Genomic DNA, 25,810 nt, shown 5'->3' with positions numbered 1-25,810 from the left:
TCCGGCCTTTGATTTGAAATATTTTTTAATAATTAATCTACAATAAATTTAGTAGAGAAATTGTCTGTTTTCAGAATATAAGTTCCTTTTACAAGCCCTTTAAGATTGATCTTATTAGAATGTCTGAAAGGATTTGAGATCGTTTCAATCAGTTTTCCGGAAAGATCATAGATGTCAGCTTTTGAAACTTTGCTCAGGTTTTCTCCTTTCACAAATAGCTCATTGTTTCTTACCGGGTTAGGGTAGATGGTGAATTCTGATTTATCTTTTTTAGTTTCTACTGTTGCTAATGAAGTAGCACATGTCCAGCTAAGGTCATCCATTGCTACTCTGTCTCCAGTGTTTGGATTTACAATCTGAATAGTCACATCACCGCTTACTCCTACATTGATTGTAGTAGTTGTAACAGTAGTACTGTAAGGGATGGTTCCTACAATAACATTATTTACCAATACATTAAGGTTACCGTTATTTCCGCTATATTTCCTTTGCGTTGTTAATGTTAAAGTCTGAACACCTCCTGAAATAACAGAGCTTGTCAGAGTTCCTTTATTTGTACAAACAGCTTTACCGTTGATCGTTTCGTCAGTTCTTGCTAATGTAGCAGTCCATGTTATACTGTTATTTGTCCATGTTCTTGTTGCATAAGAAGATGCTAAAGAAGAGCCGTCCTGCATTGTGCTGAAGTCTTCAGTTCCACAGCTTCCGCCTCCTGCAGGTCCGTCAAGAGTAGTTTCAGTAGCAGTTGTGCTTTGTGGAGAAGAGTTTCCTGCAGCGTCTTTCGCAATTACATAGAATGTATATTGAGTCAATGGAGATAATCCTGATACGACAGTAGAAGTTGTTGTACCTGAAACGGTAGCTCTTAGAGTACCATTTGCATAAACCTGGTAAGAAGTTACTCCTATATTGTCAGTAGCAGCTGTCCAGCTTACAGCAATGGAATTGGATGTTGGATTGTTGGCCACAATGTTTGTTGCAGCAGTAGGAGCTTGTGTATCTACAACCGGAGTTCCCCAGATTTGGGCAACATATTCTGGATGGTCAATAAATGGATTTCTGTTTCCCTGATAAGTATAAGACGCATTGTTTCTTGCAATTTCTTCCGGAGAAACGGGATCCATTGCATTCCATGCTAAATATTGATTTAGAGCCCAAGGTTGTAGCCCTGGAAATGTTGTATTTCCAAGCATTCCCCCTGAAGTGAAACCTTGAAGTTTATCTTCATATCTTGTTACAAAATACAGGATCATTCTGGCAACGTCTCCTTTAAATGCATCGATAGGTTCAAATACAGTACCTGAATAGCCTGGAGAAACTGAAGTGCCTAGTTTAGATTGGTTCTGAGATAAATAGGAAACATTGCTTCCGACAACTCCAAATGGGTAGTCAGATCTGATTCCATTAACCTTTCCATCTACTGCTCGGATAAAATGAATATCTGAAACCATTGGAGAGTCCTCATTAAATAAACTTTGAGGAATAATGTGTTCTCTATTGTAGCAACTTCCTTCACCTGAATAGTTTCCACATTGATTGGTGATAGGAGTATAATTATATGGATCAGGTCCATTTGGCTTTTCAGAATATATGTCTAGAATTGTACCATCATTTTCGTAAAAATAATCACGATCTGTAGTAAGATAGCCAGTCCATAAACCTCCATACCCATGATCTATATGTCCATTGGTAATAATTGTTTTAAGAGCTGTTTTAAGAGGAGCTCCACTTAAGCCTGCTGCTGCATTGTAATATCCGGCAGGAATTTGTGCCAAACCATTTATGAATGCAAAGCTTAATAGAAAAAAAGATAAAATTCGTTTCATTTCTTTAAAATTGGGGCGTAAAGGTACAAAAAAATGAAACCGAAGTATATTAATTTAATGTAATATATAAACTTAAGGTATTAGTTTTTAGTAATATATTCTTTACTGATTTTTGAAAAGAACCATGAAATCGTGAATCCAAATAAGGACGCTGTAAGTGCGACAATAAAGTAATTTTTTTCTACGATTTTTACTGGGAATGCCAGACCATTTGGTTTGAAATATTCTGTGTAAAGCTGGAAATAGCAAAGTACGGTTCCAAGAATTAATCCCGTAATTACTCCGGAAATAACAATAAGAAGTCCAGTGTAGAAATACGTCATTCTTAGATGGATTAAAGGAAAGCCTAGTGATATCAATGATTTTGCCTGTTTCTTTTTATCAAGCTGAAGAATAATGATGGCTCCGGCAAGATTAAAGGTTGTAATGAAAATTACCAATGCAAAAATCAGATAGATGAATAGTTTTTCTGTATTGATCATTTTCCAGAAAGCAGCATTTTCTTCTTCTTTGGTTTTGATCTCAATATTTTTTCCCAGAGAAGAAAGCAGGCTTTGCTTTACAGCATCTGCATTCTCCGGATTTTTTAATTTAATAACAATCTGGTAAGCTGATTTTTTTGGCAGACTAAGTAATTCCTCTGTAAGTTCAATGGGAGAAATGATATAACTGTCCAATTGATCTTTTCCCGGGAAAACACCTGTTACTAAAATATCTTTTTTATTATAAATATCTTCCTCCTTATTGATGATTCCTGTTCCTGGCTTCGGCATGAATACCGTTGCATAATGATTCGAAGAATCCACAGGAATAGAAAGTCTGTTGTCCAGACTGTTTTCCATCAATACTTCATTAGAATATTTGAAACTTGGATAGGTTCCGTAGAAAACTTCTTTATTAATTGGGTTTACCTTAATATAAGCGGAATCAACACCTCTTAAATAAGCAATATCGCCTTTCCCATTGAAGCTGATGTATACTTTTTCTTCAATAACACGGGAGAAGCTGCTGATTTCTTTATTGCTGCTTAGTACTTTGTTAACGCTGTCCAGATTTTTAATAGTTTTTCCGGAAGCACTTTTTAAAGTAAGGTCGGAATGAAGGTTAGAAATAAGGTCTTTGTTCAGGTCTTCAAGTCCTGAGAAAACGGAAATAATGACGAACATTGCAGCCACAGCAACCGTCATAGCACCTACAGACAGCCACGTAATGAACGTGACAGCAGTACTGCCTTTTTTAGCCAAAAGGTATCTGGATGCTATGTAAAATGCAATATTCTTCAAGATCTATAAAACAGGATTGTCGCCTTCGCCTCTTAATTCTCTTTCCAGTTTTTCAACATCATCAAGAGCGGTATCCAGGTAAAAGTTAAGTTGTGGAATGATACGTACCTGTTTTGCCATTTTCTGGCCAATGAAGTTTCTGTATTGAGGTTTATTTTCTTCAATCTCCTTCATCACAGCGGTGCGGAATTCCTGCGGGAAAATGCTTAAATAAATCTTAGCAATTCCTAAGTCAGCAGTTACTTTTACATCTGAAACAGATACTAATATGCTCTGTTTGCTTTCTGAAGCCTGTTTGCGGAAAAGTTCTGCGAAGTCTTCCTGAATGATCTGTGCTACTTTTCTTTGTCTGTTACTTTCCATAATTTCTGCAAATTTAGTACTTTTGTTTGAATTGATACTTTGAAATTCGACTGTAGTATCAAATTTACGATTTAATTATATCTATATAGTATTTATGAAGCTAGAACATATTGGTATTGCTGTAAAATCTTTAGGAGTTTCTGATGAACTTTTTACCAAATTATTAGGAAAAGAATCTTATAAAAAAGAAACTGTTGAAAGAGAAGGCGTTGTAACTTCTTTTTATGAAACAGGAGAAAGTAAAATTGAGCTCTTGGAAGCTAGTAATCCCGAAAGTCCGATCTCAAAATTTATTGATAGAAAGGGCGAAGGTATCCATCATCTGGCATTTGGAGTTGAAAATATCCTGGAAGAAGTAGAAAGATTAAAAAAAGAGGGATTTCAATTTATCTCCGAAGAACCGAAAGAAGGTGCTGATAACAAATTAGTTGTATTCCTTCACCCAAAGTCTACAAACGGTGTGCTGGTAGAACTTTGCCAAGAAAAGCAATAAAAAATTTTGTAGTGAAAGAAATTTTACTATTTTTGCAAACACAAAATTTAACCAAGTTTTGAGGTCCTATAGCTCAGTTGGTTAGAGCACCTGACTCATAATCAGGTGGTCCCTGGTTCGAGCCCAGGTGGGACCACAGAAAATCAGACACTTACATTCTTGTAGGTGTCTGATTTTATTTTATTGCAAAGTTATTGCAAGAATTGTGAGATGAATTAACGTAATATTTCATTAATCACTAGATTAATATATTCGTTAATTGTTTTTTAAATATTGTTGCGTAATTAATTTTATATAGATTTGTTTTATGAGTTATGAAGATCATTGGTGGAGTAAATCTACCCGTTACATATATAACTATGGATTAGGATTATTTAATATTATAATTGGTATTTTGTATGCTTTGATAGGTATTCTTTTTGGAATCAATAAGGAAATATTTGGAAAAAAAATTCATTCTTACACATTAGGTTGGGTTTTATTATGTATAGCATTAATTCTGAGTTTAATCCAATTCTTTAAGCAGAACAAAAAAGATAAGTCAATATTAAATTTGGAAAAAATTAATAATAGTCAATCAGAAAATATCCAAAAATTAGAAAACCAAATTCAGAAAATTAATCAAAACTCTATTGATATTGTTGAAATTCATTTAGCATACTTGTTTGTTAAGTTAGGATTAGGTGATAATGAGAGAATAAGTATTTATAAATTTATTAACGATCAATTTTACGTTCTAGGAAGGTATTCCTCAAATCCTGAATTAAAAACTAAATCGAGACGTAATTACAAAAAAGAGGGTCTAATTAACAAAGCTTGGGAACTTAAAAAATATTTTAAAAATAACGGTATTCCTTTACCAGATAAAAATAGAACTAAATTTAGGAGAGGATACTATAAAATTCTTAATGATATTGCACCCATAGAAGAAGAAACTGTTTGGAAAATGAAAATGAAAAGTAGAAGTTTTTATTTAAGAGCATTTGATGACCTAAATGAGTTAGCCCGTACATCTATTATTGTTATTGAAAGTAAAAATGATAACGCATTCCAAGAATCAGATATTGATGATAAATTGAGTATTGAAGAAGAGAAAAAATTAGTTGCATTTGTGGAAAAAATAGATTGGAATTTTCCAAACATTGAGAATGCTGAACAAAATGGATTTTAAAATGGAAAGAGTTATAAATATCTTAGATTATCTATATACTATATACCCAAATTCTGGACAGCTTTCTATTTCAAGAGTTATGAAACTTTTGTATTTAATAGAATGGAGGTTTGCAATAAACAAGTTTGAAAAACTTACAGACATTGAATGGAATCTATCTCAATATGGACCATTTTATAAAAACCTTAGAAGCATATTTAATGAGTCTTCAAATTTTGATGTTTCTGTCAGATTTGATGAAAATAATAAAGAGCAGTTGATTATAAAATTTCTTGATAAAAAAGGTGTAGAGAATTTGTCTGATCGAACTAAAGAAGTTATAGATTTTGTTGTAAATCACTGCAAAAATTATAGTTGGTCAGAATTAAATAATTTAGTGAATTCAACCTATGCTGTACTAAATTCAAAAGAAGGTCAGTTAATTGATTTAGTTAAGTTAGCAAAAGATTATCGCAAAAGGTAATAATTATCTGTTTAATGAATTTTTTTACTACAAGAATTATTCATGTAATTTGAAAGTTATATTTTTCAAATTTAATTCGAACAATAATTTGGATCTTTAATTTGACCGACGTTTCATAATATTTACGAATCCTTTTATTGATGAGAATAACTCTAAATTATTGCTCAATGTATATAGTATAATTTCTTACAAATCTCATCATTTAATTTTTTACTTTTTTCTATTGGAATTAAAATTAATAATCTTTATGAAATCACTAAACTGAAATCAGTTTTAATTTACTTTCATCTGACATTGTGTAAAAGTTGGTTTAAATTTAAATCTGAGTTAAAATACAATAATACGATTTAATCACTTAAAATAGACTTAATATTTCAAAATATACCACAATTCTTAATTATGTGCTATATTGCAATATTAATCATGATATCTACAGTTTAAACAATTAAACATGAGTAAAAAATTATTTTCGGAAAGAGATATTTGTACAAAATTTATAACTCCGGCACTAGAAAACGCAGGTTGGGATAAAATGAAACAGTTTCGAGAGGAAGTTAATTTTACAGATGGTAGAATTATTGTTCGGGGCAAATTATCCACACGTGGTAAAAAGAAGAGAGCAGATTATATTTTATATTACAAGCCAAATATTCCGATCGGGATTATAGAGGTTAAAGAAAATAATCATGAAGTCGGTGCTGGAATGCAACAGGGATTAGAATACTCTGATATTCTTCAACTTCCGTTTGTATTCTCAACTAATGGAGATCGTTTTTTATTCCATGATAAAACTAATTCTACAAATATTGAAACCGAAATTGAATTAGATAATTTCCCTTCACCGGAACAATTATGGAGTAAATACTTAAAATTTAAAGGTCTTAATGAAGACGATTCAAAATCTATTGTTGAACAAGATTACTTTTTTGATGGTTCCGGAAGATCTCCGAGATATTATCAACAGAATGCAGTAAATCTTACACTTGAAGCTATTGCTAAAGGTCAAAATAGAATATTATTGGTGATGGCAACCGGAACAGGTAAAACTTATACCGCTTTTCAAATTGTACATCGTTTATGGAAGTCAAGAACCAAAAAGAGGATTTTATTTCTTGCAGATCGTAACTCGCTAATTGATCAGACTAAAAGAGGAGATTTCAAACATTTTCGAGATAAAATGACTATTGTTCAAAAAAGGCAAGTGGACAAATCTTATGAAATATATTTAGCCATTTATCAAGGCTTGACTGGTAATGAGGATGAAAAAAACATTTTCAAACAGTTCAGTGAAGATTTTTTTGATTTGATAGTGATTGATGAGTGTCATAGAGGAAGTGCAAAGGAAGATTCAGCTTGGAGAGAAGTTCTAAATTATTTTAAATCTGCTACACAGATAGGTCTTACAGCAACACCAAAGGAAACAGAAACCGTAAGTAATTCAGAATATTTTGGTGATCCAATCTATACTTACAGTTTGAAACAAGGGATTGAAGATGGGTTTCTAGCACCTTACCAAGTTGTTAGAGTGACCTTAGATGTAGATGTGGAAGGTTGGAGACCTGAAAAAGATAAAAGAGATAAAGAGGGTAATGTTGTTGAAGATAGGATTTACAATAGAAAAGATTTTGACCGAAATTTAGTTATAGATAACAGAACTTGGGCAGTCGCAAAAAAAGTAACCGAGTTTCTTCAAAATACAAGCAGATTCAATAAGACAATTGTCTTTTGTAGAGATATAGATCATGCTGAGAGAATGAGGTCTGCAATTGTAAGTCTGAACTCCGATCTTGTATTGCAAAATCATAAGTATGTTATGAGAATTACCGGTGATAACGATGAAGGAAAAAGAGAATTGGATAATTTCATTGATCCGGAACAGACTTATCCCGTTATTGCCACAACATCTGAATTAATGACTACAGGCGTAGACGCCCAAACTTGTAAATTGATCGCATTAGATACCGAAATAGGATCAATGACAAAATTTAAACAAATTGTCGGTCGTGGAACGAGAGTGAACGAAGAATTTGGTAAGTTATATTTTACCATTATGGATTTTAGAAACGTAACAGATTTGTTTGCAGATCCCAATTTTGATGGTGATCCTGTTAGAATAAAAGTTATTGATGAAGATACTCCTGCAAACGATGATTTCGATAATGATGTTCCGGAAGAATTGCAAACTGATGAAAAGGGGAGTACAGATCAAGTGAATGACCCTAAACCTGACTATTCAGATCCCTTTACCGAAAAGAAAACAAAACCTACAAAAGTTTATGTAAATGGTGTAGATGTTACTGTACTAAATTCAAGAGAATTATATTTTGATAAAGACGGTAAACCGATTACTGTAAGTTTAAAAGACTATACTAAAGATATTTTAAGTGAAAAATATACTTCATTAGATCAGTTCTTAAATCTTTGGAAAAATTCCGATAGGAAAGATGCAATTATTCAGGAATTGGCAGAACAAGGTGTTATGGTTGAAGAACTTTTGCAGGCAGTAAATAAAGAATGTGATCTCTTTGATATTATTTGTCACGTTGCGTTTGATCAAAAACCCTTAACCCGGAAAGAACGTGCAAACGAGGTAAAAAAAAGAAATTACTTTGCAAAATATGGTGAGCAGGCAAGAAATGTTCTTACTGCATTGGTGGATAAATATGCTGATGAGGGTGTTGAGACCATTGAGTCAATGGAAGTATTGAAACTAAACCCAATCTCTGAATTTGGCTCGCCAATGGAGATTGTAAAAACTTTTGGCGGGAGAGAAATGTATCTCAGTGCTATAAAGGAACTTGAAAATGAAATCTACTCAATAGCTTAAATTATGTTACTATAATCTTGGTGTAGATTTCTTAGGAACGTACTTTTGCAAATTAGAAAAATAAGAAATGAGTATTACAGGCGTAATAGAAAGTATAAGAAAAATCATGTGGCAGGATTCCGGGCTAAACGGTGATGCACAACGTTTAGAACAATTGGGATGGATGCTGTTTTTCAAAGTTTTCTGTGATAAAGATCAGGAAATGGAAATGATGGATAAGAATTATGTGTCTCCAATTCCTGAGAAATATCGATGGGAAAATTGGGCATCAGATGACGAAGGAATAACAGGTGATGAATTACTTTATTTTATAGACCGAGAACTTTTTCCTGCACTTAGAAATTTAGATTTAAGTACCGGGAATCAACGTGCTGTTATCGTTCACGAAGTATTTGACGGTAACAACAACTACATGAAAAGTGGAATCAATATTCGTAAAGTTTTAAATAAACTTAATGAGATTGATTTTAATAATACAAAAGATAAACATGCTTTTGGAGATGTTTATGAAGGTCTTTTAAAAGATTTACAGTCCGCCGGAAAATCCGGAGAGTTTTACACCCCCAGAGCGATTACACAATTTATCACTCATATTCTTGATCCCAAATTAGGAGAAAAGGTTTTGGATCCTGCATGCGGAACGGGTGGATATTTAACTGCGGTCATCGAAAATATCTCCAAAAAAGTTTCCTCTTTAGAGGATTTAAAATCTTTACAGGATAATATTATTGGGTGGGAATATAAACCATTACCGTATCTACTTGCAACCACCAATTTAATTTTACACGACGTAGAAATTCCTAATATTACCTACCGTGATTCCTTAGATAAACCTTTGTCAGAATATCGTGAAAAGGATCGTGTGGATGTTATCGAAGCAAATCCGCCGTTTGGGGGGATTGTAGCGAATAACAATGAAAATAATTTTCCTCAAAACTACCGTACCAAAGAATCTGCTGATCTGTTTCTAATCTTAATGATTCACTTATTAAAAGTAGGTGGTCGTGCGGGAATTGTTTTGCCTGACGGATCATTAACAGGAGATGGTGTGAAACAAAGAGTGAGAGAAAAACTTTTGAAAGATTGCAGATTACATACTATTATCCGTTTACCAAATTCTGTGTTTCAACCTTATGCGACGGTTGCAACCAATCTGTTGTTTTTTGATAAAGTTCATCATAATAATGATACATCAAGTTTTGCAACAAAAGATGTTTGGTATTATGAACACAGATTACCGGAAGGACAAAAGTCTTATAGCAAAACAAAACCCATTAAAGAATCTGAATTTGATCCGATTAAAGAATGGTGGAATGATCGTAAGGAATCGGAGATATGTTGGAAAGTGTCAATTGACACTTTAAAGGATCGTAATTTTGACCTTGATATTAAAAATCCCCATAAAGCTGAAGAGAATCAGGAATATTCTTCGGGACAATTAATGGAGGAATTAACTATTTCTTTGGATAAAACTAGCAATCTATTACAACAACTTAAAAATGTATTGAGTTGATGGGAAGAGTTATTAAATTCAAAGATTTTTTGAAAAGAAGTAAGATTCCAATAGAAATTAATGATACGGAAAAATACAAACGTGTTACAATTAAAATTAAACATGGAGGAGTTTCATTACGAGATGAAGAAATTGGTAAATTAATAGGTACAAAAAAACAATTTGTTTTAAAGGAAGGACAATTTATTCTTTCAAAAATTGATGCTCGGTATGGAGCTTTCGGAATCGCTCCCCAAGAGGTTGATAATGCAATTATAACCGGAAATTTTTGGGCATATAATGTAGATTTTAATTTAATTGATATTGATTGGTTTAATCAATTTACAAATTCACAGTTTTTTTATGATTTATGTGAAAGAGCAAGTTCTGGAATTACACATAGAAAATATCTTTCAGAAGATTCTTTCTTAAATAATGAAATAGACCTTCCTTCATTAGATGATCAAAAGAAATCTATAAAAAAAATATCAGAATTAAAAAATACTTTTAGTTTAGCATCAGCGGAAATAACCCATCAATTAGATTTAATAAAAGATTTACGTCAAGCATTTCTCCGAGAAGCAATGCAAGGAAAATTGGTTAGTAACGAAACTTCTGATGGAAAAACCGGTGCTGATCTTCTACAAGAAATTCAAACTGAAAAGGAGAAATTAATCAAAGAAAAAAAGATTAAAAAATCTAAACCTTTACCTCCAATTTCTAAGGAAGAAATTCCATTTGAAATACCTGAGAATTGGGTTTGGTTTAGAGTTGATGATATTTCTTCTAAAATTGGTTCTGGAAGTACTCCTAAAGGAAGTAATTATTCATTAAAAGGATATCCTTTCTTTAGATCTCAAAATATTCATAATGACGGATTAGTGTATGATGATATTAAATTTATTGATGAAGAAACCCATCAAAAGATGAATGGAACCACTGTTTATAATAATGATTTACTTTTAAATATTACAGGAGGATCTTTAGGAAGGTGTGCATTAGTCCCAGATGATTTTGAAGAAGGAAATGTAAGCCAACATGTTTGTATAATTAGGGGAATTAAAATCATTCCAAAATTCTATCATTATCTTGTATTATCTCCTTATTTTCAATCTTTAATCTTTAAATCAACAACCGGTGCGGGACGTGAAGGTTTACCAAAATATAATTTAGAACAGTTTATTATTGGAATTCCGCCATTAGATATTCAGAACAGAATTGTTTCTAAGTTAAATGAACTGATGACTTATTGTGATGAATTAGAAAAATCAGTAAAAGAAAGTCAAAGCTATAATGAACAACTTCTTCAACAAGTTTTAAGAGAAGCCCTCGAAGGAAAGAGTGAAATAAAAAATGAAGATCTAAAATTAGTTGCAGAAAAATCTCCAATATATTCTATTTCTAAAGATATTCAGAAAAAATGTGATACCGGAGATATGGCAATTCTTGCAGGTTATATAATTAAAAAGTTAAGTACTCAAAACTCAAAAGATTTTGGTAGGGTAAAATTGCAGAAGATGCTTCACTTGGTCGAGTATCATTGTCAATTGTCTTCAGAATTAAAATATCAGAAAAATGTAGCCGGACCTTACGCTTGGGAATTAGAACATGTAATAGAACCAAAATTAAAGTCTCTCAGATTTTTTGAAATTAAAAAAGATATGTTTGGTGCAACTTCAAAAGTAACTTACAACTCTTTATCAGCATCAAAGGAATTACCATCTTTATTTAGCAGAGAGTTTAAAGATCAGGCTGAAAGTATAAACAATCTTTTAGATAAATTCCAAGATAAGAATTGGGAGTTTTGCGAGAGAATTTCCACCATGTATGCCGTATGGAATAATAGATTGATAAGAAAAGAACTTTTCACCGATGAAATTTTAAAACAAGATTTTCTTGCCTGGGATGATAAAAAGAAAAGATTTATTGATGTATTAGATCACACCATTGAATGGATTAGAAAAGAGAAAATTGAACCGGTGGGATTTGGGGAATTTATTGATAAGAAATAACTACTAAACGTAATCTATGGAAGATCTTATACAGAACTTTGATGCAATGATTGAAAACAGTGGGAGTAAAAGTATTCGTTTTTATACCCTACTGAAAAAATTCGGTTATGAAAAGCGGGTTGCCGGTGCTATTAATGTATTGGAAAAGTTTTGTAAAGATAATGGTTATTACACATCACCGAAAATCACAAAAGATTTAGAATTGACTTCCAATATTTTGATTACAAAAACACAGATTTTTTCCTCAACTGATGAATTTAATTCAGAAGCTGAATTAGAATCTTATCTTATCAGATACAAGATTCTGAAAAAGATCGGAATTACAAGTACTGATAATCAAGAAATTTTAAGAGGTACAAAAGACAGAGTCGATTACATTGGTAAAGACAAGGAAGGTAATGATGTGATTGTGGAAATTAAAATAGGGGATGGTGGGAAATCTGCAATAGAACAACTTTTCAGGTACAAAGGGATTTTATTGGAAAAGAAGATTCTTAAGAACGCATCAAAAATCAAAATGTACCTAATTACTGGAAAAGAAAATCCTCGAATTAAATATACCTTTAAAGGGATGTTTCCTTCTCAAACAGATCATTTCAAATGGTTTGTTTACAACTATGATAAATCATTGGAAGAAGGTAAGCAATTAGTTTTAAAACAAATTTCACTTAAAGATTAATAGGGATTCCACTGTTTTCTTATAAAAATAAATAATATGGATATTCATGCGAGAATTTTAATTGATTATTCTGGAAGTATGGGATATATGAAAGGTGTTCCTGAATATGAGAATAAAACATTACTTCAAGATGGTTCGCCACGAATAGAATTGGTGAAAAAAATTCTTATTGAAGATATTCTCCCCACTATTCAACATTTTAATTTCATTAACATTATAAGATTTTCAAGTTCAGGTTCTAAATATAGATCTAATGAATTCGTTTCACGATATCTATACTCGGGGTCATCCGCTATTGAGGCAATTGAAAAAATTAAAGAGATTAAAGCTCCCCCAATTGGAGGGACACCCATTTACACAGCATTTAAACGATTTTCTAATTTCTTACAAAACGGTGTTTCATCAAAGAAAATAATGTTTATTATTACTGATGGTGATAGTAATGATGTTGAAGATTTTGACGACAAAATTTTAGATTTCATGAAATCTTCAAATGTAGAATGTCCAATTTATATTATCGGAATAGACCAAGACACAAGTGCCGAACAAAAAAGTAAAAATCTTTGTAATAAGAGTGGTGGCAAATATGTCAATTTGAGGGCAATCGATTATGATAAGAGGTATTTCGAATCAATGTTATTTGAACTTAAATCTAATATTATAAGTTCGTCATTGAGCGTGATTTCAGAACCCAAAAGTGAAAATGATACAGACTCGAGTAGCGAAGATCAAAATTTAGAAAAAGAAAGCCAACCGGACACTTCTTTGATACCAACTGGTGATTATATTAGTAAACTTGAAAAGACAATCGAGGATAATACTAATGCAATTTCTTTGATTGGAAAACAACTCGAATTAGTTGTTAGCCAAATATCAAATTTAAAAGCGATTGATCAAAATGATGAATTTGAAATTTTAGAGAATTATGAAATTAATTTAAAGATTGGTCGTCAAGCAGAATCCTATGTAAATGATTATTTGAAGAATATTTTAGACTTGCAATACTTTAAATGGAATAACGAAGTAACCGAAAGTTATAAGCCTTTTGACTTTGAAATTGGTACTGGTTCATCATTAAGATATTTAGAATGCAAGGGTTCGATAGGAAACGATAAAAGTTTTTACCTAAGTAAAACTGAATGGGACTTTTTTCTAGATCATAGAGAAAATTATGAATTGATTTTTGTTTCAGAAGTTTTCAAAGAAAATCTTATAATTAAAATTGGAAACTTATTTCAAGCACTCATCGAGAAAAAAATAGTACCGTATTCGATTAAAAATAGGAAGATTAAATCTGACTTAGCCTATTTTCGAATTGTTTAGTTACTATTACACCATAGTTAGAAAATAGTGATAACTTGAGTGGTAGAACTCAATTGATTAACAAATCTATTTTTTATAGTTTGAGAACTATTAATGATAATTAAAAATCAAGTAATACCATGAAACAGAATTCGAAAAAATTAAATTCATTTAGTGATTTAAAGAAAATAAAAAATCAACTTAAACTAAACCCATCTGTAGAAAAGAATAAAAGCTATTTCACAAATAATTATTTTAAGAAAGTAAAATTGGAAGATTGTGACTCTGAATTTAAGTCCTACTTTTTAGATAGTCACGTAATAAATATTTTACAAAAAGTTTCTCATCGAAAAATAAGAAATTTAGTAAACGAATTCAAAAATATAAGAAATGAAGAAACTTCGAGGACTCTACAATTAAGATTTATTCTCCACTCCATTTGTAATAAATTAAGATTAAAATTTGGTGCAAAAATGTTGTCCTTCATTCATGATCTTCCAATTGTAACAAGACCAAATGAAAATTTCGAAATACACAATAATTTACAAGATGTTGATTTATCTGAAGATTATGATATTGAAAGTTATTCTATTGAAAAAGAGTATAGGAAAATTTTTATCGGATTTGAAAGACTCGAGTATAATGACCAACCATATATGATAGTTTGTGATAGAAATGGATATTTGCAGGCAAGAATAAATGATTTAGGATTTCTTGAAGAGGATTTTATTAACAGATTAAAGTTCAATTTATTTGACATGATAAAGGATGGTGAATTTTCATACGTAGGTGCTATACTAAACTGCTATTGTTCTATTTGTAGCCGGGAATTAACTGTTCCGGAATCAATATATTATGGAATCGGTCCTATATGTCGTGGAGATTATTATTTTCGATGAATCTGAAAAGAAATTAATTGCTATATCAAATTCTCATTAATATCGAATGCCGTTTCCATATCTAAACTATCAAGATAATGTTTTGTCACAGTAGTGTTTGAATGTGATAACATTTCTGAAATTTTATCAATAGAAACTCCACTTCTTTTGAGAACTGTTGCGTACGAATCCCTTGCGGTCTTTAATTGAAGAGTTATAGACAAATCAAGATGTTCAGATATTTCTTTAAGAGATTTATTAATAGTCTTTCTCATTTTCCGGTTCATATAATCAAAATTTTCGTCAGTGTAACCTTCTTTTAGAAATCCGAGTAAGAAAGGACTTTGGCTATCTCCAACTTTATTAATAATATTCTCCACCTTTTCGTTTACAGGAACTACAATTTCCTGTCTCAATTTTTTTCTAGTGTTCTCCGTTTTCTTTCTAAAAAAAATGTAACAATTTCCTTTTCTTTGATCCCATCGTAGCCGTAGAAGATCCGCAAAGTTTATACCGTTGCATCGATAAAGAAGTTCCCAAATATCCCTTGCAGATTCTTGTTCAGGATTCTCAAATTCTTTTAGGTTTATAATTTTGAGAATTTCTTCATTACTTAGTACTTGTTTCTTTGGGAAGTATTCACAAATAGAGTAACCACCTTTACCAAAAGGGTAGGAGTAGGAAGAAGGTATTATTTTATTCTTTTTCATAAAGTAATTAATTACCGTTCTGAGGTCACGAAAATTTGAATTTATTGAAGAAATTGAAATACCCTTTTGTAATCTTCTTCTTTCATTTTTTTTGAGAAAATCTGGTGTTATTTCAAGAATATTAATTTTCGGATTATCCCTTGTAAACACATTCCTAGATTCCTTCATATGAACTTTAGTTCTTATACTTAAATGGTCATTTTCTATCTTATATTGTTTGAATAGATCAATCAATTTTAGTGATACCACTAATATTTCTTTTTCAATCTTGTTACTTTTATTGAAGAATCTGTCTTTAATATATTTTCGATCAAAAGAACCCATTTCAGAAACTATTTTTTCAACTTTCTTAATATTTTCTTGACATTTGTGGCGAAATTCCAAAGACTTTTCTTCCATATTCTTTTTGTCAAAAATGTAAGAAAATTGTTTTTCTGTCATTCTTGAAATATTGAGATACAATTGATTCTTTCCATCTATAATTCGAACAGTAAGATTGTACTCATCATTTTTAAGTTTAACCCTTTTATCTAAAATGAGACTGCATGTTGCCATTACTAACGTGATTTAAATTTAAACAAACAAAGAAGGAATATTTTCCTCTTTAGTATTTTTTCCACCATTATTAATCCAATTATCAATATCTAGTTTATTGAAGATTAATTTTTTTCCAATTTTTTTAAATGGAATTTGTTTTCTACAAACTTTTGAATAAATGGTAGATTTCGTTAAAGGTATATATTCTGTTAATGAATTTATATCCATGAATTTACTTGTTGTCATGATTTTAATTTTTATAAAAACTAAAGACGTGGCTATTGTACGCCTTTGATTTGATTTTGCCAAAATGATTGGTTACTTTTTAATATGTAATTTAGAGTATTGTTATTTGGATATTTTTTAATCCTCAAGCCGCCTTATTCATATGATCTTCGGAAGACAAGAAGTCATTTTTTAATGTAATATAATCCTGCTCATTGTACTCAGAAACACCTTTTACAAGAATTTCACGTATCTTCACTATATTCTTTTCATATAGTTCGCTGATAATTACTTTACGATTAAGCATTAACGCTGCTCTTCCTGTAGTTCCGGTTCCACCGAATGGGTCCCATATAGTACCGTTTTCAGGAATAAAAGATAAAAGAAATGGTACAGGAAGTAATGTTGGAAAAGATCCGAAAAATCCATTTTGTAAACCATCTTGTTGAGACCTTTCTTTTGAAATATTTAATTTTAATATCTGCTCAATATCATTATCACAAAGAAAATTTCTGATTGTTTTATAGTTGTTGGATATATGATAAGATGATACTTTATCGGCTCCTTTATTACCCTGTTCAGAACAACCTTTTTTAACTGTTGCAGATTTCTCAGAATCAAATACCCTTAATTGATCGTAGTAATAATCTTTAGATTTAGAGAAAATAAGAATTGATTCGTATCCATTTGTAAATCTCTTGGTATTATTCCCCTGTGGTTTATTGTTAGATTTTTGCCAGATTACCTGATCGATATAGAAAAATCCGGCTTTCTGCATTTCCGTTACTAAAAGAGCAACTATACCTACACATATTCCTCCCTGGTAAGAATCATGAAGATTTATTATTATGACCCCGTTATCATTCATATTTTCAGCTCCAAGTTTCATAACATCCACGATATTTTTGATAAATTCTAGAGGTTTTTTTTCACGACCAATTTCAAATTCCTGCCCTTGAGTATTCTTGTCTGAATACTCAATTTGATTATAATAAGGAATTGAGGTGAAAATACCATTTAGTAATGTGTCTTTTGGAAATTGAGCATCAAGGCAATTACCAGGTAATATGGAATATCTTTCTGAATTGATTTCAGTTATCGGATTTATATTTGTAATCCTTTTATCCTTTTTCGTATTATATTGATTAACTAGTAATTTAGCCTTTCTAAAATCATAATTCTTGTTTAGGAATCCATCAAGTATTTTAGCCTCTTTTTCTTTTTCAAGACTATAATTAAATTCTTTATTAGTCAATAAATCTAATGCTTGCTTTGCCCTATCACATGAGATTTCATTTTCTAAAATTTTAGTCGAAAGATCTAAATTGTTATTTGGATTTTCTTTATCAAAAATTAAAGATTTTTTAAAAGTAATTACGTTATTTCTTCCCCATCCTTTACCATATTGTTCAGAAATAAATTTGTATTTTTCGTTATAAGAACTCTCATCCAATTCGCTTTGGCAATCAACTATCCGAAAATAATGAGATAAAAGTCTTTTACGTTCCTTTATTGTTGGAACGGATTTTAAGTTGTATTCGATTATCCTATCTTTAAATTCCTCCTTTGATTCAGGAGTATTATCTAATACTATGCAGTTAATTTGGTTTAAATTTAAATTTAGTAACGTCAAAAATCTTAATACTCCATCTACAATAACATATTTATTATCAAATCTAAAAACAACTATTGGAGAATAATATCCAGTTTTTTGTATTTGATCTTCAAGGTTTTTAATGAAGAACGATTTTCCTTTTTTGTCAAACAATTCTTCCCACCCTTCTGAGATTTCAATTTGTGATGTAGGTATTGTCATAATTTTGTTTACTAATGGTAATACAACTGATGAATTTTCTAATTTTTTCATAATGAAATTTTTTTATTTTTTAGTAGGTTATTTTCAATTTGGGTAACTTATTTTTTATTTATAAAAAAAAGGGAATTATCCCTCTATCTCCTGATTTAATCAAAGATATTTACAAGTTGTATTCTTTTTTATATAACTCCCATATTTCCTTTCTTACTGCTTCTTGTATATAGTCGTCTTTGGTTGCCATTTTAAATTCAAATATCCAATCTTCTCTGTCAATTTCAACAATTAGATCTGAACTAAATAAACCATCAACAACTTTAATCCTTTCTTCTTCTCTAGGATTTTTTGCGTTCTCATTAGTTACAAGAAATTTTTTCATTATTTCTTTTAAACTCTCTTCACCAATTTGCCCGAAAGTTCGAGTTGTATTTTTATCTTTAATTCCATTGGAATCGATCCAAACAATCTTCACCTTATCATACTTAAAACCCGAACCTTTTTTTTCGAAAACAGATCGGTAATATTTAGGTTCATAAATCAAGATTAATTTCTCAATACGGATTATCCATTCGTTTGTTCTTTCTATAATATCAATTACATTGAGAGAATCAATTTTTTCATGAAGAAACTTATTGAAATTTTGGATCACCTTTTTTTTCTCTTCTTCAATATCCTCAAAATAACTATCTGTAAACTTTTTATATAAATTTCTAGCGGGATTCCTCAGTTCATGCATAACCTCCTTTTTATTCATCTTTTTTATTTGAACTATAGGTAATCCCACATAAAATGTCCTAGGTTTAATCGTCATTTGACTAAGTTTTTGAACAATGTTACTTATATCAATTTTCATATTATCTATTTTGATGAAACAAAGGTATGAAAAAAAAATAATAGTTACCCAATATAAAAGTGGTAATTTAAATATTATTAATTTAATGTACTGTATATCAATCTAAAAAAAGTTATAAGTATAAATTAATATCACCCTGATATGCTAAAAAACGCTAAAATTAACTTTCTTATTTTGTTTTCTTCGAAAATGCACTTATATATTTAATAGTTTGATGAATAATCGAATAAGATTTAAAAAATATGGAAGAAACAAATTTTAAGTATTCAATAAGTAATACTATATTCAATATTAAGTTGGAAAAGAAATATTTCTGGAAAGTGAATCAGTCAATGGTTTCAACAGAAACAACAATCAGAGATTTTGCGACATTAATTACCAGACCAAAGGCACATTCTTGGAGTGGTGGTATTTTTAAAGAATCGATAAGTAATAATGAATGGATTCAATCTTCTATTATCGGATTGGATTTTGATAAAGGAGAAATTTCATTAAAGGAAGTTTATCAAAAATTTAAAGAATTTGGAATATGTCCTAATCTTCATTATGATACATTTGGAACTTCGGTGGAACTTCATAAATTCCGGATAGTTTTTTTCTTTGATAGTGTGATTAATGACATTAGTATTTATGATAAGATTATGATTGCCTTAGAAAAAATATTTTTTATAGACCCTAAATGTAAAAATCCTTCCAGAATATTTTATGGTGGAACCAATGTGAAAATAACTAGTACTGTACCAGTATCTCTAATGAAGTTCATTGAATTTATTGATATTAATAAAATATCTAGAGATAATTATCTTACAAGAAATATTCTTGGTACAAATTCAATTACTGCTAATTTTTGTAATAATCTATATAATGATTATAGGAATAAACACTTTTTAGCACAGAATAATAATCTTATTTGTACTTCTTTAAAAGGGGGAAAAATCGTTGATTGGGATATGGCAAGAAAGAAAGTGAAAATTCTGGATAGTTTTCTTAGTGGAAAATGGTTAGATCATAATCAACTTTTTGGCCTGGTTACTAATATTATATACATAAGAGGTGGTGAAAAGAAAATAAAAGAAACAATGAATAGATTTAATTTAGAAGGTAAGACAAAATACAATTCCAACAATTTTGCCATTATACCTTATGTCAAAAAGATGAAATACTATTCAATGCCTGTTTATAAGTTTTCCCCTCATATTGAAGATAGTGAAATTCATGATATAATTACTGAAGTCAATAATATTAGAGGACATGTAGAAATATTAGATCCGATTAATAAAATAAGTCTTAAGGAAGCAGAAGAAAAGATGATCTCAAGTTTTCGTGAAGTTCTCGGTAATAATGAGACGAACAAAACCTATATATTTTCATTACCAACTGCAATTGGAAAAACAAGATTATTAACTAATGTTGAAAAATGTGTTATTGCATTACCAACTAATAGTCTTAAGAATGAGGTGAAAGAAAGAATGAATATAGATCATACTTTTTCACCGGATACTATTGTGTTTTCTGATAATTATCTTAATGAAAAAATAGGGTATTATTACCGTATCGGGTTGCCAAAGAAATCAATGGGATTAATTAGAAAAGTTTCTGAATTTGGATTTGTGAAAAATTTGGATGATATTCAATTGGCTGCAGATTATATAACTCAACTTGAAGAGTGTAAAAATCCAAATAAAACGGTTTTAACAACTCATAAAAGAGTTTTAAATTCAGAATCATTCGTACATAAAACTATTATTTTTGATGAAGATCCTCTCAATTCACTGGTGGAAATAAAATCTATGTCAATTAAAGATATTATTGTAACTCAATACTTATATAGTCCATTAAAAGAAGTTATGGATTTTTTCTCATCTCTTGAAGCAGGCATTTATGCAACTCCGATTTTTAATATCAATTATGACAATCTTTTTGAATTTGTCCATGATAAAAACATTTTTCAAACGAATGTTTTTGATTTTTTTAATAGTAAATTCTTCATCAAAAATGAGGATACAATCTATTATATAATAAAGAAGGAATTACCTGTTGACTCAAAAAATATCATTATGTCCGCAACTATTCCAGTTGAATTTTATAAGAAATTATATACTGATATGGAATTTGAAGTTTTTGATATCAAACATGTTGAACAAAAAGGGGAAATAATACAATATACAGGTCGATCATGTTCCAGAAAAGGATTGAACATTTATGGTAAACAAATTAGTGATGAAGTTGGAGATAAAACTGTAATTACATTTATTGATCACAAGGAAATTTTTCAAAATTCACCAAAAGAAGTTCATTTTGGTAATTGCTCTGGCTATGATAATCTTAATGGACAAAATATTACAATTGTTGGTACTCCGCATCGAAATAATGTTGAATATTTTCTAATGGCAAAATTGATGGGAGTTAATTTTGACATAAAAAATTCACAAATGACCTATCAAAAAATACATTATAATGGATTTGAGTTTATGTTTAATGCATTTGATAATGAAGATTTAAGAGATATTCAATTATCTTTAATAGAATCCGATTTAATACAGGCGGTAGGACGCGCAAGAACATTAAGAAATGATTGTAAAGTGGAAGTATATTCAAATCTCCCTTTGTATGTATCAGATCAATTTATTATTAAGAAGAAAATAGCATAGACTGTTAACTAAGTAAATCATGATTTCATAGAAAAATGATAAATAACTTCAATTTTTAGATTTTTTTCCAGAAATTTTTTTATTGAGATTTCAGTTAAATTATTGAACCTAGTTTTTTTTATCAAAATACCATAGGGGGAGGAGGGAGGATTTGAGGGGGGCCAGACGTGCGATAATGATGATTTTTTGAATATGATAAGAAGGGGGAGTGTCTCCCTTCTTTATTATGTAATTATTTTGCCCTTATAGTAATCTTCTATAAGTTTATCCTGTTTTCCTTTATATTACAATAAAAGGGAATGCGTTCTGAAAGTGCTAAATAGTGCTAAATGCTTAGGCGTAAAGGTATTTTCGCTTTAAATTTAATCTGTGATTAAAACAACCACAAAATGAGAGTAAAATACAATAGAGTTTCTACATTACTTCAAACCGGAAATCGTTTTGAAGCAGACAAAGAAAAATATGATATGGTTTTTCTTGATAAAATATCTGGATCGGTAAGTTTTAAAGACCGTCCCAAATCTAAAGAACTCATTAAACTGATTGAAGAAGGGAGAGTTTCAGAAATCGTGGTAGAAGAGTTTTCAAGACTAGGAAGAAACACCGGAGATGTAATCCAAACACTGGAATGGTTGGAAGATGAGAAGATTAATGTGGTTGTAAGAAATATAGGTCTTCAGTCCAGACCTAACGGTAAGAAAAACGCAATATGGAAAATGATTTCTTCTGTAATGTCTTCACTATATGAAATGGAACTTGAGAATATTTTGGAAAGAACTAGTGTTGGGAGAATGGTTTATCTTCAGAATGGTGGGATTTTAGGAAGGCCAATGGGAACCAATGAAGGTGATTCCAATTTTATTAATAAACCAAAAAACAAGAAGGCATTAGAATATCTTAAGAAAGGAAGAACCCTGAGAGAGATAGGTAAAATTCTTAAAATGTCAACAAAGACGGTTATGAAAGTAAAAAAAGTGGCAATAAAACTTGAAATGATTTAATTAAAAAATTGTATCCTAAGATATATAATACTAGTTGTTTTCTCCGGCAAAATAATATTTTAAGAATTTTGAAAAAAATATTACGAATTTGAAATAGATATCGATGTTTTTAAGTGTAATAAAATTAATATTTACCCTAGGTAAAGAGTGAAAAAGCTTTATTCATACCATTATAAATGGGATTTTATTTTTAGTTTAAATTTAAACCGGGGATTATAATTTCAGGCAAAAAAGGTTTAAAAAGATAGCGTAAAAGTTCTTTAAATATGAAAAGTTGCTAATAAAATTACTAAAATAGGTATACTTTAGATACTTATTTAGCAGTTTGTTTTTTCAAAATCTCTAATAAATCTTCTTGAGATTTTATTATTTTTTTCCAATTAATCTCTGAAGAAGAAAATATTTGATCCTCAATTATCATATTCCCTTCACCTCTAAATAACCAATTGGCATTCAAATCAGAATACCTATATAGTATTTTTGCTATATTTTCCTGAGATAATCCTCCTCTTTTTCTTCCCTTTCCGATTATACCTACAGAAATACCTGTCTCAACGGTAAGTTTATTATCGTTTAAACCTTTGTATTCCATGTATTTATCTAATCTTTCAAAAAAATCATTCATTATTACTATATATTTATTGATTTGTATTGAAATATTGATATATTTGTTTCGTATTTGAAACAAAGTAAGCAATGGATAAAAATACGCAAAAAAGACTGACATACAATACTCAAATAGTCAAAGTTCTCTCATCATCTTTTCAGGTTTCTGAATATTTCGTCCGTGAAAGTATCAAGGGAAACAAGAGTAGTTTCACTGCGGATGAAATAAAGAAAAAATACAATGAACTCAATAACCCAACTCTTGAAAAATTAGAGGAATATAAAAAAGGAAAATAACTATGAAAAAAACTCAAATAATTATTGGAATCAGCATTCTGTTATCATCATGTGGAAACCACAATGATGAACCTTTAGAAGAAAAGAATACAACTAATCAACTTACAGGGGCCTGGCACAGATACAAAACAGTTATTTTTAGCGGAAAGGATAATACAATCCTACAATCTTATGAACACTCCAAATGTGAAAAGGAGTCAATTCATGAGTTTAAGAACAACAATAAGTATTATCTAACAACCTTTGTCATGAACTTTTCAACAAATCAATGTAAACAATCAGGTACTATAGAACAATTACCCTATAACTACAATCCCACCACCAAGTTACTTGACATTGATGAGGAAAAATACTATTTAAATAAAGTAACCACCCAAGATATGGAACTTCAGGAATATGATTATTATGATCAAAACGGAGATGGGAAAAAAGACAAAAAGATTGACTACTACAGAAAATAAACATATAATTTAAAATATAATATAAACGGATGTACTATAATGATTATCTAAAACTGCTTAACACTGAGTCTTTACTATCTCCCAAGTTTATTATTTCATTTTTTATCTGTTTTGTGTTCTTTTCGGTTACGTCTCGTTTAATTTTTGGAAAACGTACTGATAAAGATTATATATTTATTTTAAACAGATCATTAAATGTTGTTGGATATGTAGTTTACTCCTTTATACTGATTACAATCACTGATTACAATTACAATTTTGACAAAACAGGATTTTGGTTCTCAGAATTTGAACTTGAACCTATCCCTGAAATAATAAAACAACATATTAATGAAAAGTATTCTGATATTAATGAATTAAATCAGAAAGAGAATATTGAATTAACTTATACAGGCTTTAATTGGTCAGAAATAAGTATAACTCCTGAAGCGGAAAAACTTATTAATACTTCAAAAGTAATTAGTCAATATAATCTTAATGATGAACAGATATTACAATTAAAAAAAATATTGAGTGATCCCAACCCAGACCCAAAAGATTTATCTGGAAAATCATGTAGTTCTGAAACAAAGAATTGTAAATGGTGTGGAAAGGAATTCATTCTTGAAAGCAAATATTATTCCTCTAAACAATTGTTGAGTAATATCGTAGAACCTGCCGAAGATCCACTTCAATTAATAGGACTTTTAATAAACATTGGTTATGTTGATCCGCTTAAATGTATTGAAAGTTATGAGAATGGAAATAAATACCAGTGTATTGTTACTGAGGATAAAGAATTTTGTTCTTTAAAATGTGAAAAAGAATTTAAAAATTCCAGAGGATATTAAAAAACTGACCACGTTGTTTTTTTGCTAATATTAAACCTTGTTGGTATTTGATGTCTAGGTTATTTCTTCTGTTATGTTTCGTAGGTTGATAAAAGTTGTAATTTCCGACAAGTGTTCCATTGACATTTTTGATGCAGTGTTTCCGGTTAAGACATTATTTATTTCTATTATTATTTTATTTTCTAATACTCCTATTGTATAATTTAGTGATTGTAATTGATTTTTAAATATAAGTCCATACTCATCATCACTAAAATGTTCTTTTAATAATTTTATTATAGTTTTATCTTTATTCCAGTATATCAGTTCTTTTCTATTCAAACTCACTTCGGCTATAAAAATAAGTCTACTATAAAATAAGGTAAAAGCGAAAAAGCTATAATATAATTTTTCACCTAAGAAAGGTCTATTGTACGATATCTTTCTTTGCAATTCACTATAAAATTCGATGAACTTCTCATTATTAATTTCACTTAAACCGCTAGAAATTTTATCCCAATTTACTGAATCTTTGTTGGAGTTTATTAACCTTTCTATTTCTTGCTCTGTATAAATGCTATAAACAGTTATTATAGATTTTGGAAATTTAAAATTAAATTCACAAATAAGATTCCAAACATCTTCTATTGCCTTTATTCTTCTTTCTTGACTAAAATTATAACTTGACTTTTGCACATCTATTAAATTGTTCAGTATAGATGTCTTTTCACTTAGTTTGTTTTCTAAGGTTTTCAATTTTGATTCGGTGCCTAATCTCCATTTTTCATTTCCCCAATCAGATACCTTTTGTGCAAGAAACCCCACAATAGCAGATATAACAATGGAAGAGCCCCCACAATAAGCAATAATTTCAGATATTGACATTTCCATAAATACTAGTTTTAACAAATATAAACAAATGCTATATTAGTTAACAAAAGATATTTACTACAACCTACATTGATATAGGAGGAGTATATTCTAATATTATTAATATCCAAATTTATATGGAGTAATTAGAATTGTAAACTAAAATTTTAAATAAATTTCATAATATT

23 protein-coding genes and 1 tRNA gene are annotated in these 25,810 nt (G+C 30.0%); 15 read left to right on the top strand and 9 right to left on the bottom strand.

All coding sequences use genetic code 11. The features are described from left to right. Positions 1-32: 32 nt before the first annotated feature. The 3 genes from ACM6F9_RS19940 to rbfA all read right to left on the bottom strand — a co-directional run bounded on the left by ACM6F9_RS19940 (position 33) and on the right by rbfA (position 3,472). Positions 33-1,826, bottom strand: a complete 1,794-nt coding sequence (locus tag ACM6F9_RS19940) for an endonuclease (RefSeq protein ID WP_414847300.1) — start codon at positions 1,824-1,826, stop codon at positions 33-35. Between the two features lie 80 nt (positions 1,827-1,906). Then, the gene (locus ACM6F9_RS19935) at positions 1,907-3,109 is read right to left on the bottom strand and encodes an ABC transporter permease (RefSeq protein WP_414847299.1); all 1,203 of its coding nucleotides are present in this window, start codon (positions 3,107-3,109) and stop codon (positions 1,907-1,909) included. 3 nt (positions 3,110-3,112) lie between these two features. Continuing rightward, complete coding sequence (gene rbfA, locus ACM6F9_RS19930; protein ID WP_027373534.1) at positions 3,113-3,472, bottom strand: 30S ribosome-binding factor RbfA; 360 nt, start codon at positions 3,470-3,472, stop codon at positions 3,113-3,115. A gap of 94 nt (positions 3,473-3,566) precedes the next feature. On the opposite strand from rbfA, the gene mce reads away from it, so the two are divergent. The 10 genes from mce (at position 3,567) to ACM6F9_RS19880 (ending at position 14,810) form a co-directional block, all read left to right on the top strand. Continuing rightward, entirely contained in the window at positions 3,567-3,965 is a 399-nt protein-coding gene (gene mce, locus ACM6F9_RS19925; protein WP_414847298.1) for a methylmalonyl-CoA epimerase, read from the top strand. Positions 3,966-4,027: 62 nt separating this feature from the next. Further along, positions 4,028-4,101: transfer RNA gene (locus tag ACM6F9_RS19920), tRNA-Ile, on the top strand. Between the two features lie 171 nt (positions 4,102-4,272). After that, a complete protein-coding gene (locus ACM6F9_RS19915; protein WP_414847297.1) occupies positions 4,273-5,136 on the top strand; it encodes a hypothetical protein in 864 nt (287 codons plus the stop codon). Position 5,137: 1 nt separating this feature from the next. After that, positions 5,138-5,599, top strand: a complete 462-nt coding sequence (locus ACM6F9_RS19910; protein ID WP_414847296.1) for a Panacea domain-containing protein — start codon at positions 5,138-5,140, stop codon at positions 5,597-5,599. A 451-nt stretch (positions 5,600-6,050) separates the two neighbouring features. Beyond that, complete coding sequence (hsdR, locus tag ACM6F9_RS19905; protein WP_414847295.1) at positions 6,051-8,426, top strand: EcoAI/FtnUII family type I restriction enzme subunit R; 2,376 nt, start codon at positions 6,051-6,053, stop codon at positions 8,424-8,426. 67 nt (positions 8,427-8,493) lie between these two features. Then, a complete protein-coding gene (locus ACM6F9_RS19900; protein WP_414847294.1) occupies positions 8,494-9,939 on the top strand; it encodes an N-6 DNA methylase in 1,446 nt (481 codons plus the stop codon). Next, on the top strand, positions 9,939-11,930 hold the full coding sequence (locus ACM6F9_RS19895; RefSeq protein WP_414847293.1) for a restriction endonuclease subunit S: 1,992 nt from the start codon (positions 9,939-9,941) through the stop codon (positions 11,928-11,930). The genes ACM6F9_RS19900 and ACM6F9_RS19895 overlap by 1 nt, the downstream gene beginning before the upstream one ends. A 16-nt stretch (positions 11,931-11,946) precedes the next feature. Next, on the top strand, positions 11,947-12,609 hold the full coding sequence (locus tag ACM6F9_RS19890; RefSeq protein WP_414847292.1) for an endonuclease NucS domain-containing protein: 663 nt from the start codon (positions 11,947-11,949) through the stop codon (positions 12,607-12,609). Positions 12,610-12,645: 36 nt separating this feature from the next. Beyond that, positions 12,646-13,932, top strand: coding sequence for a protein NO VEIN domain-containing protein (locus ACM6F9_RS19885; protein ID WP_414847291.1), 1,287 nt, complete (start codon positions 12,646-12,648; stop codon positions 13,930-13,932). A gap of 119 nt (positions 13,933-14,051) precedes the next feature. Beyond that, on the top strand, positions 14,052-14,810 hold the full coding sequence (locus ACM6F9_RS19880) for a DUF6011 domain-containing protein (protein WP_414847290.1): 759 nt from the start codon (positions 14,052-14,054) through the stop codon (positions 14,808-14,810). Positions 14,811-14,830: 20 nt separating this feature from the next. Here the strand turns inward: ACM6F9_RS19880 and ACM6F9_RS19875 are convergent, their stop codons facing one another. From ACM6F9_RS19875 to ACM6F9_RS19860, 4 genes are all read right to left on the bottom strand, one after another. After that, positions 14,831-16,054, bottom strand: a complete 1,224-nt coding sequence (locus ACM6F9_RS19875; RefSeq protein ID WP_414847289.1) for a tyrosine-type recombinase/integrase — start codon at positions 16,052-16,054, stop codon at positions 14,831-14,833. Between the two features lie 18 nt (positions 16,055-16,072). After that, positions 16,073-16,282, bottom strand: coding sequence for a helix-turn-helix transcriptional regulator (locus tag ACM6F9_RS19870; RefSeq protein ID WP_414847288.1), 210 nt, complete (start codon positions 16,280-16,282; stop codon positions 16,073-16,075). Positions 16,283-16,406: 124 nt separating this feature from the next. Then, positions 16,407-18,128: a DNA methyltransferase gene (locus ACM6F9_RS19865; RefSeq protein ID WP_414847287.1), complete on the bottom strand. Its 1,722-nt coding sequence runs from the start codon at positions 18,126-18,128 to the stop codon at positions 16,407-16,409. A gap of 109 nt (positions 18,129-18,237) precedes the next feature. Further along, positions 18,238-18,927 (bottom strand): hypothetical protein, encoded by a 690-nt coding sequence (locus ACM6F9_RS19860; protein WP_414847286.1) that lies wholly within the window; start codon positions 18,925-18,927, stop codon positions 18,238-18,240. 242 nt (positions 18,928-19,169) lie between these two features. On the opposite strand from ACM6F9_RS19860, the gene ACM6F9_RS19855 reads away from it, so the two are divergent. Together ACM6F9_RS19855 and ACM6F9_RS19850 are read left to right on the top strand one after the other, a co-directional pair. Beyond that, positions 19,170-21,578: a hypothetical protein gene (locus ACM6F9_RS19855; protein ID WP_414847285.1), complete on the top strand. Its 2,409-nt coding sequence runs from the start codon at positions 19,170-19,172 to the stop codon at positions 21,576-21,578. A gap of 389 nt (positions 21,579-21,967) precedes the next feature. Then, a complete protein-coding gene (locus ACM6F9_RS19850) occupies positions 21,968-22,579 on the top strand; it encodes a recombinase family protein (protein WP_414847284.1) in 612 nt (203 codons plus the stop codon). Between the two features lie 313 nt (positions 22,580-22,892). On the opposite strand, the gene ACM6F9_RS19845 is transcribed toward ACM6F9_RS19850, so the two are convergent. Beyond that, on the bottom strand, positions 22,893-23,204 hold the full coding sequence (locus ACM6F9_RS19845) for a hypothetical protein (protein WP_047096490.1): 312 nt from the start codon (positions 23,202-23,204) through the stop codon (positions 22,893-22,895). Between the two features lie 71 nt (positions 23,205-23,275). Between ACM6F9_RS19845 and ACM6F9_RS19840 the strand changes: the two genes are divergently transcribed. The 3 genes from ACM6F9_RS19840 to ACM6F9_RS19830 are packed head-to-tail and all read left to right on the top strand — an operon-like array spanning position 23,276 to position 24,773. Further along, positions 23,276-23,482, top strand: a complete 207-nt coding sequence (locus ACM6F9_RS19840; RefSeq protein WP_047096491.1) for a hypothetical protein — start codon at positions 23,276-23,278, stop codon at positions 23,480-23,482. A gap of 2 nt (positions 23,483-23,484) precedes the next feature. Next, positions 23,485-23,943, top strand: a complete 459-nt coding sequence (locus ACM6F9_RS19835; RefSeq protein WP_414847283.1) for a hypothetical protein — start codon at positions 23,485-23,487, stop codon at positions 23,941-23,943. Between the two features lie 29 nt (positions 23,944-23,972). Continuing rightward, on the top strand, positions 23,973-24,773 hold the full coding sequence (locus ACM6F9_RS19830) for a hypothetical protein (RefSeq protein ID WP_414847282.1): 801 nt from the start codon (positions 23,973-23,975) through the stop codon (positions 24,771-24,773). Positions 24,774-24,827: 54 nt separating this feature from the next. Here the strand turns inward: ACM6F9_RS19830 and ACM6F9_RS19825 are convergent, their stop codons facing one another. Next, a complete protein-coding gene (locus tag ACM6F9_RS19825) occupies positions 24,828-25,643 on the bottom strand; it encodes a hypothetical protein (protein ID WP_414847281.1) in 816 nt (271 codons plus the stop codon). Between the last annotated feature and the right edge of the window lie 167 nt (positions 25,644-25,810).

Source organism: Chryseobacterium sp. IT-36CA2 (assembly GCF_949767875.1).
Lineage (GTDB): Bacteria > Bacteroidota > Bacteroidia > Flavobacteriales > Weeksellaceae > Chryseobacterium.
Note: the sequence above shows the minus strand (reverse complement) of the source record. Positions and strands in the feature narration are given on the sequence as shown.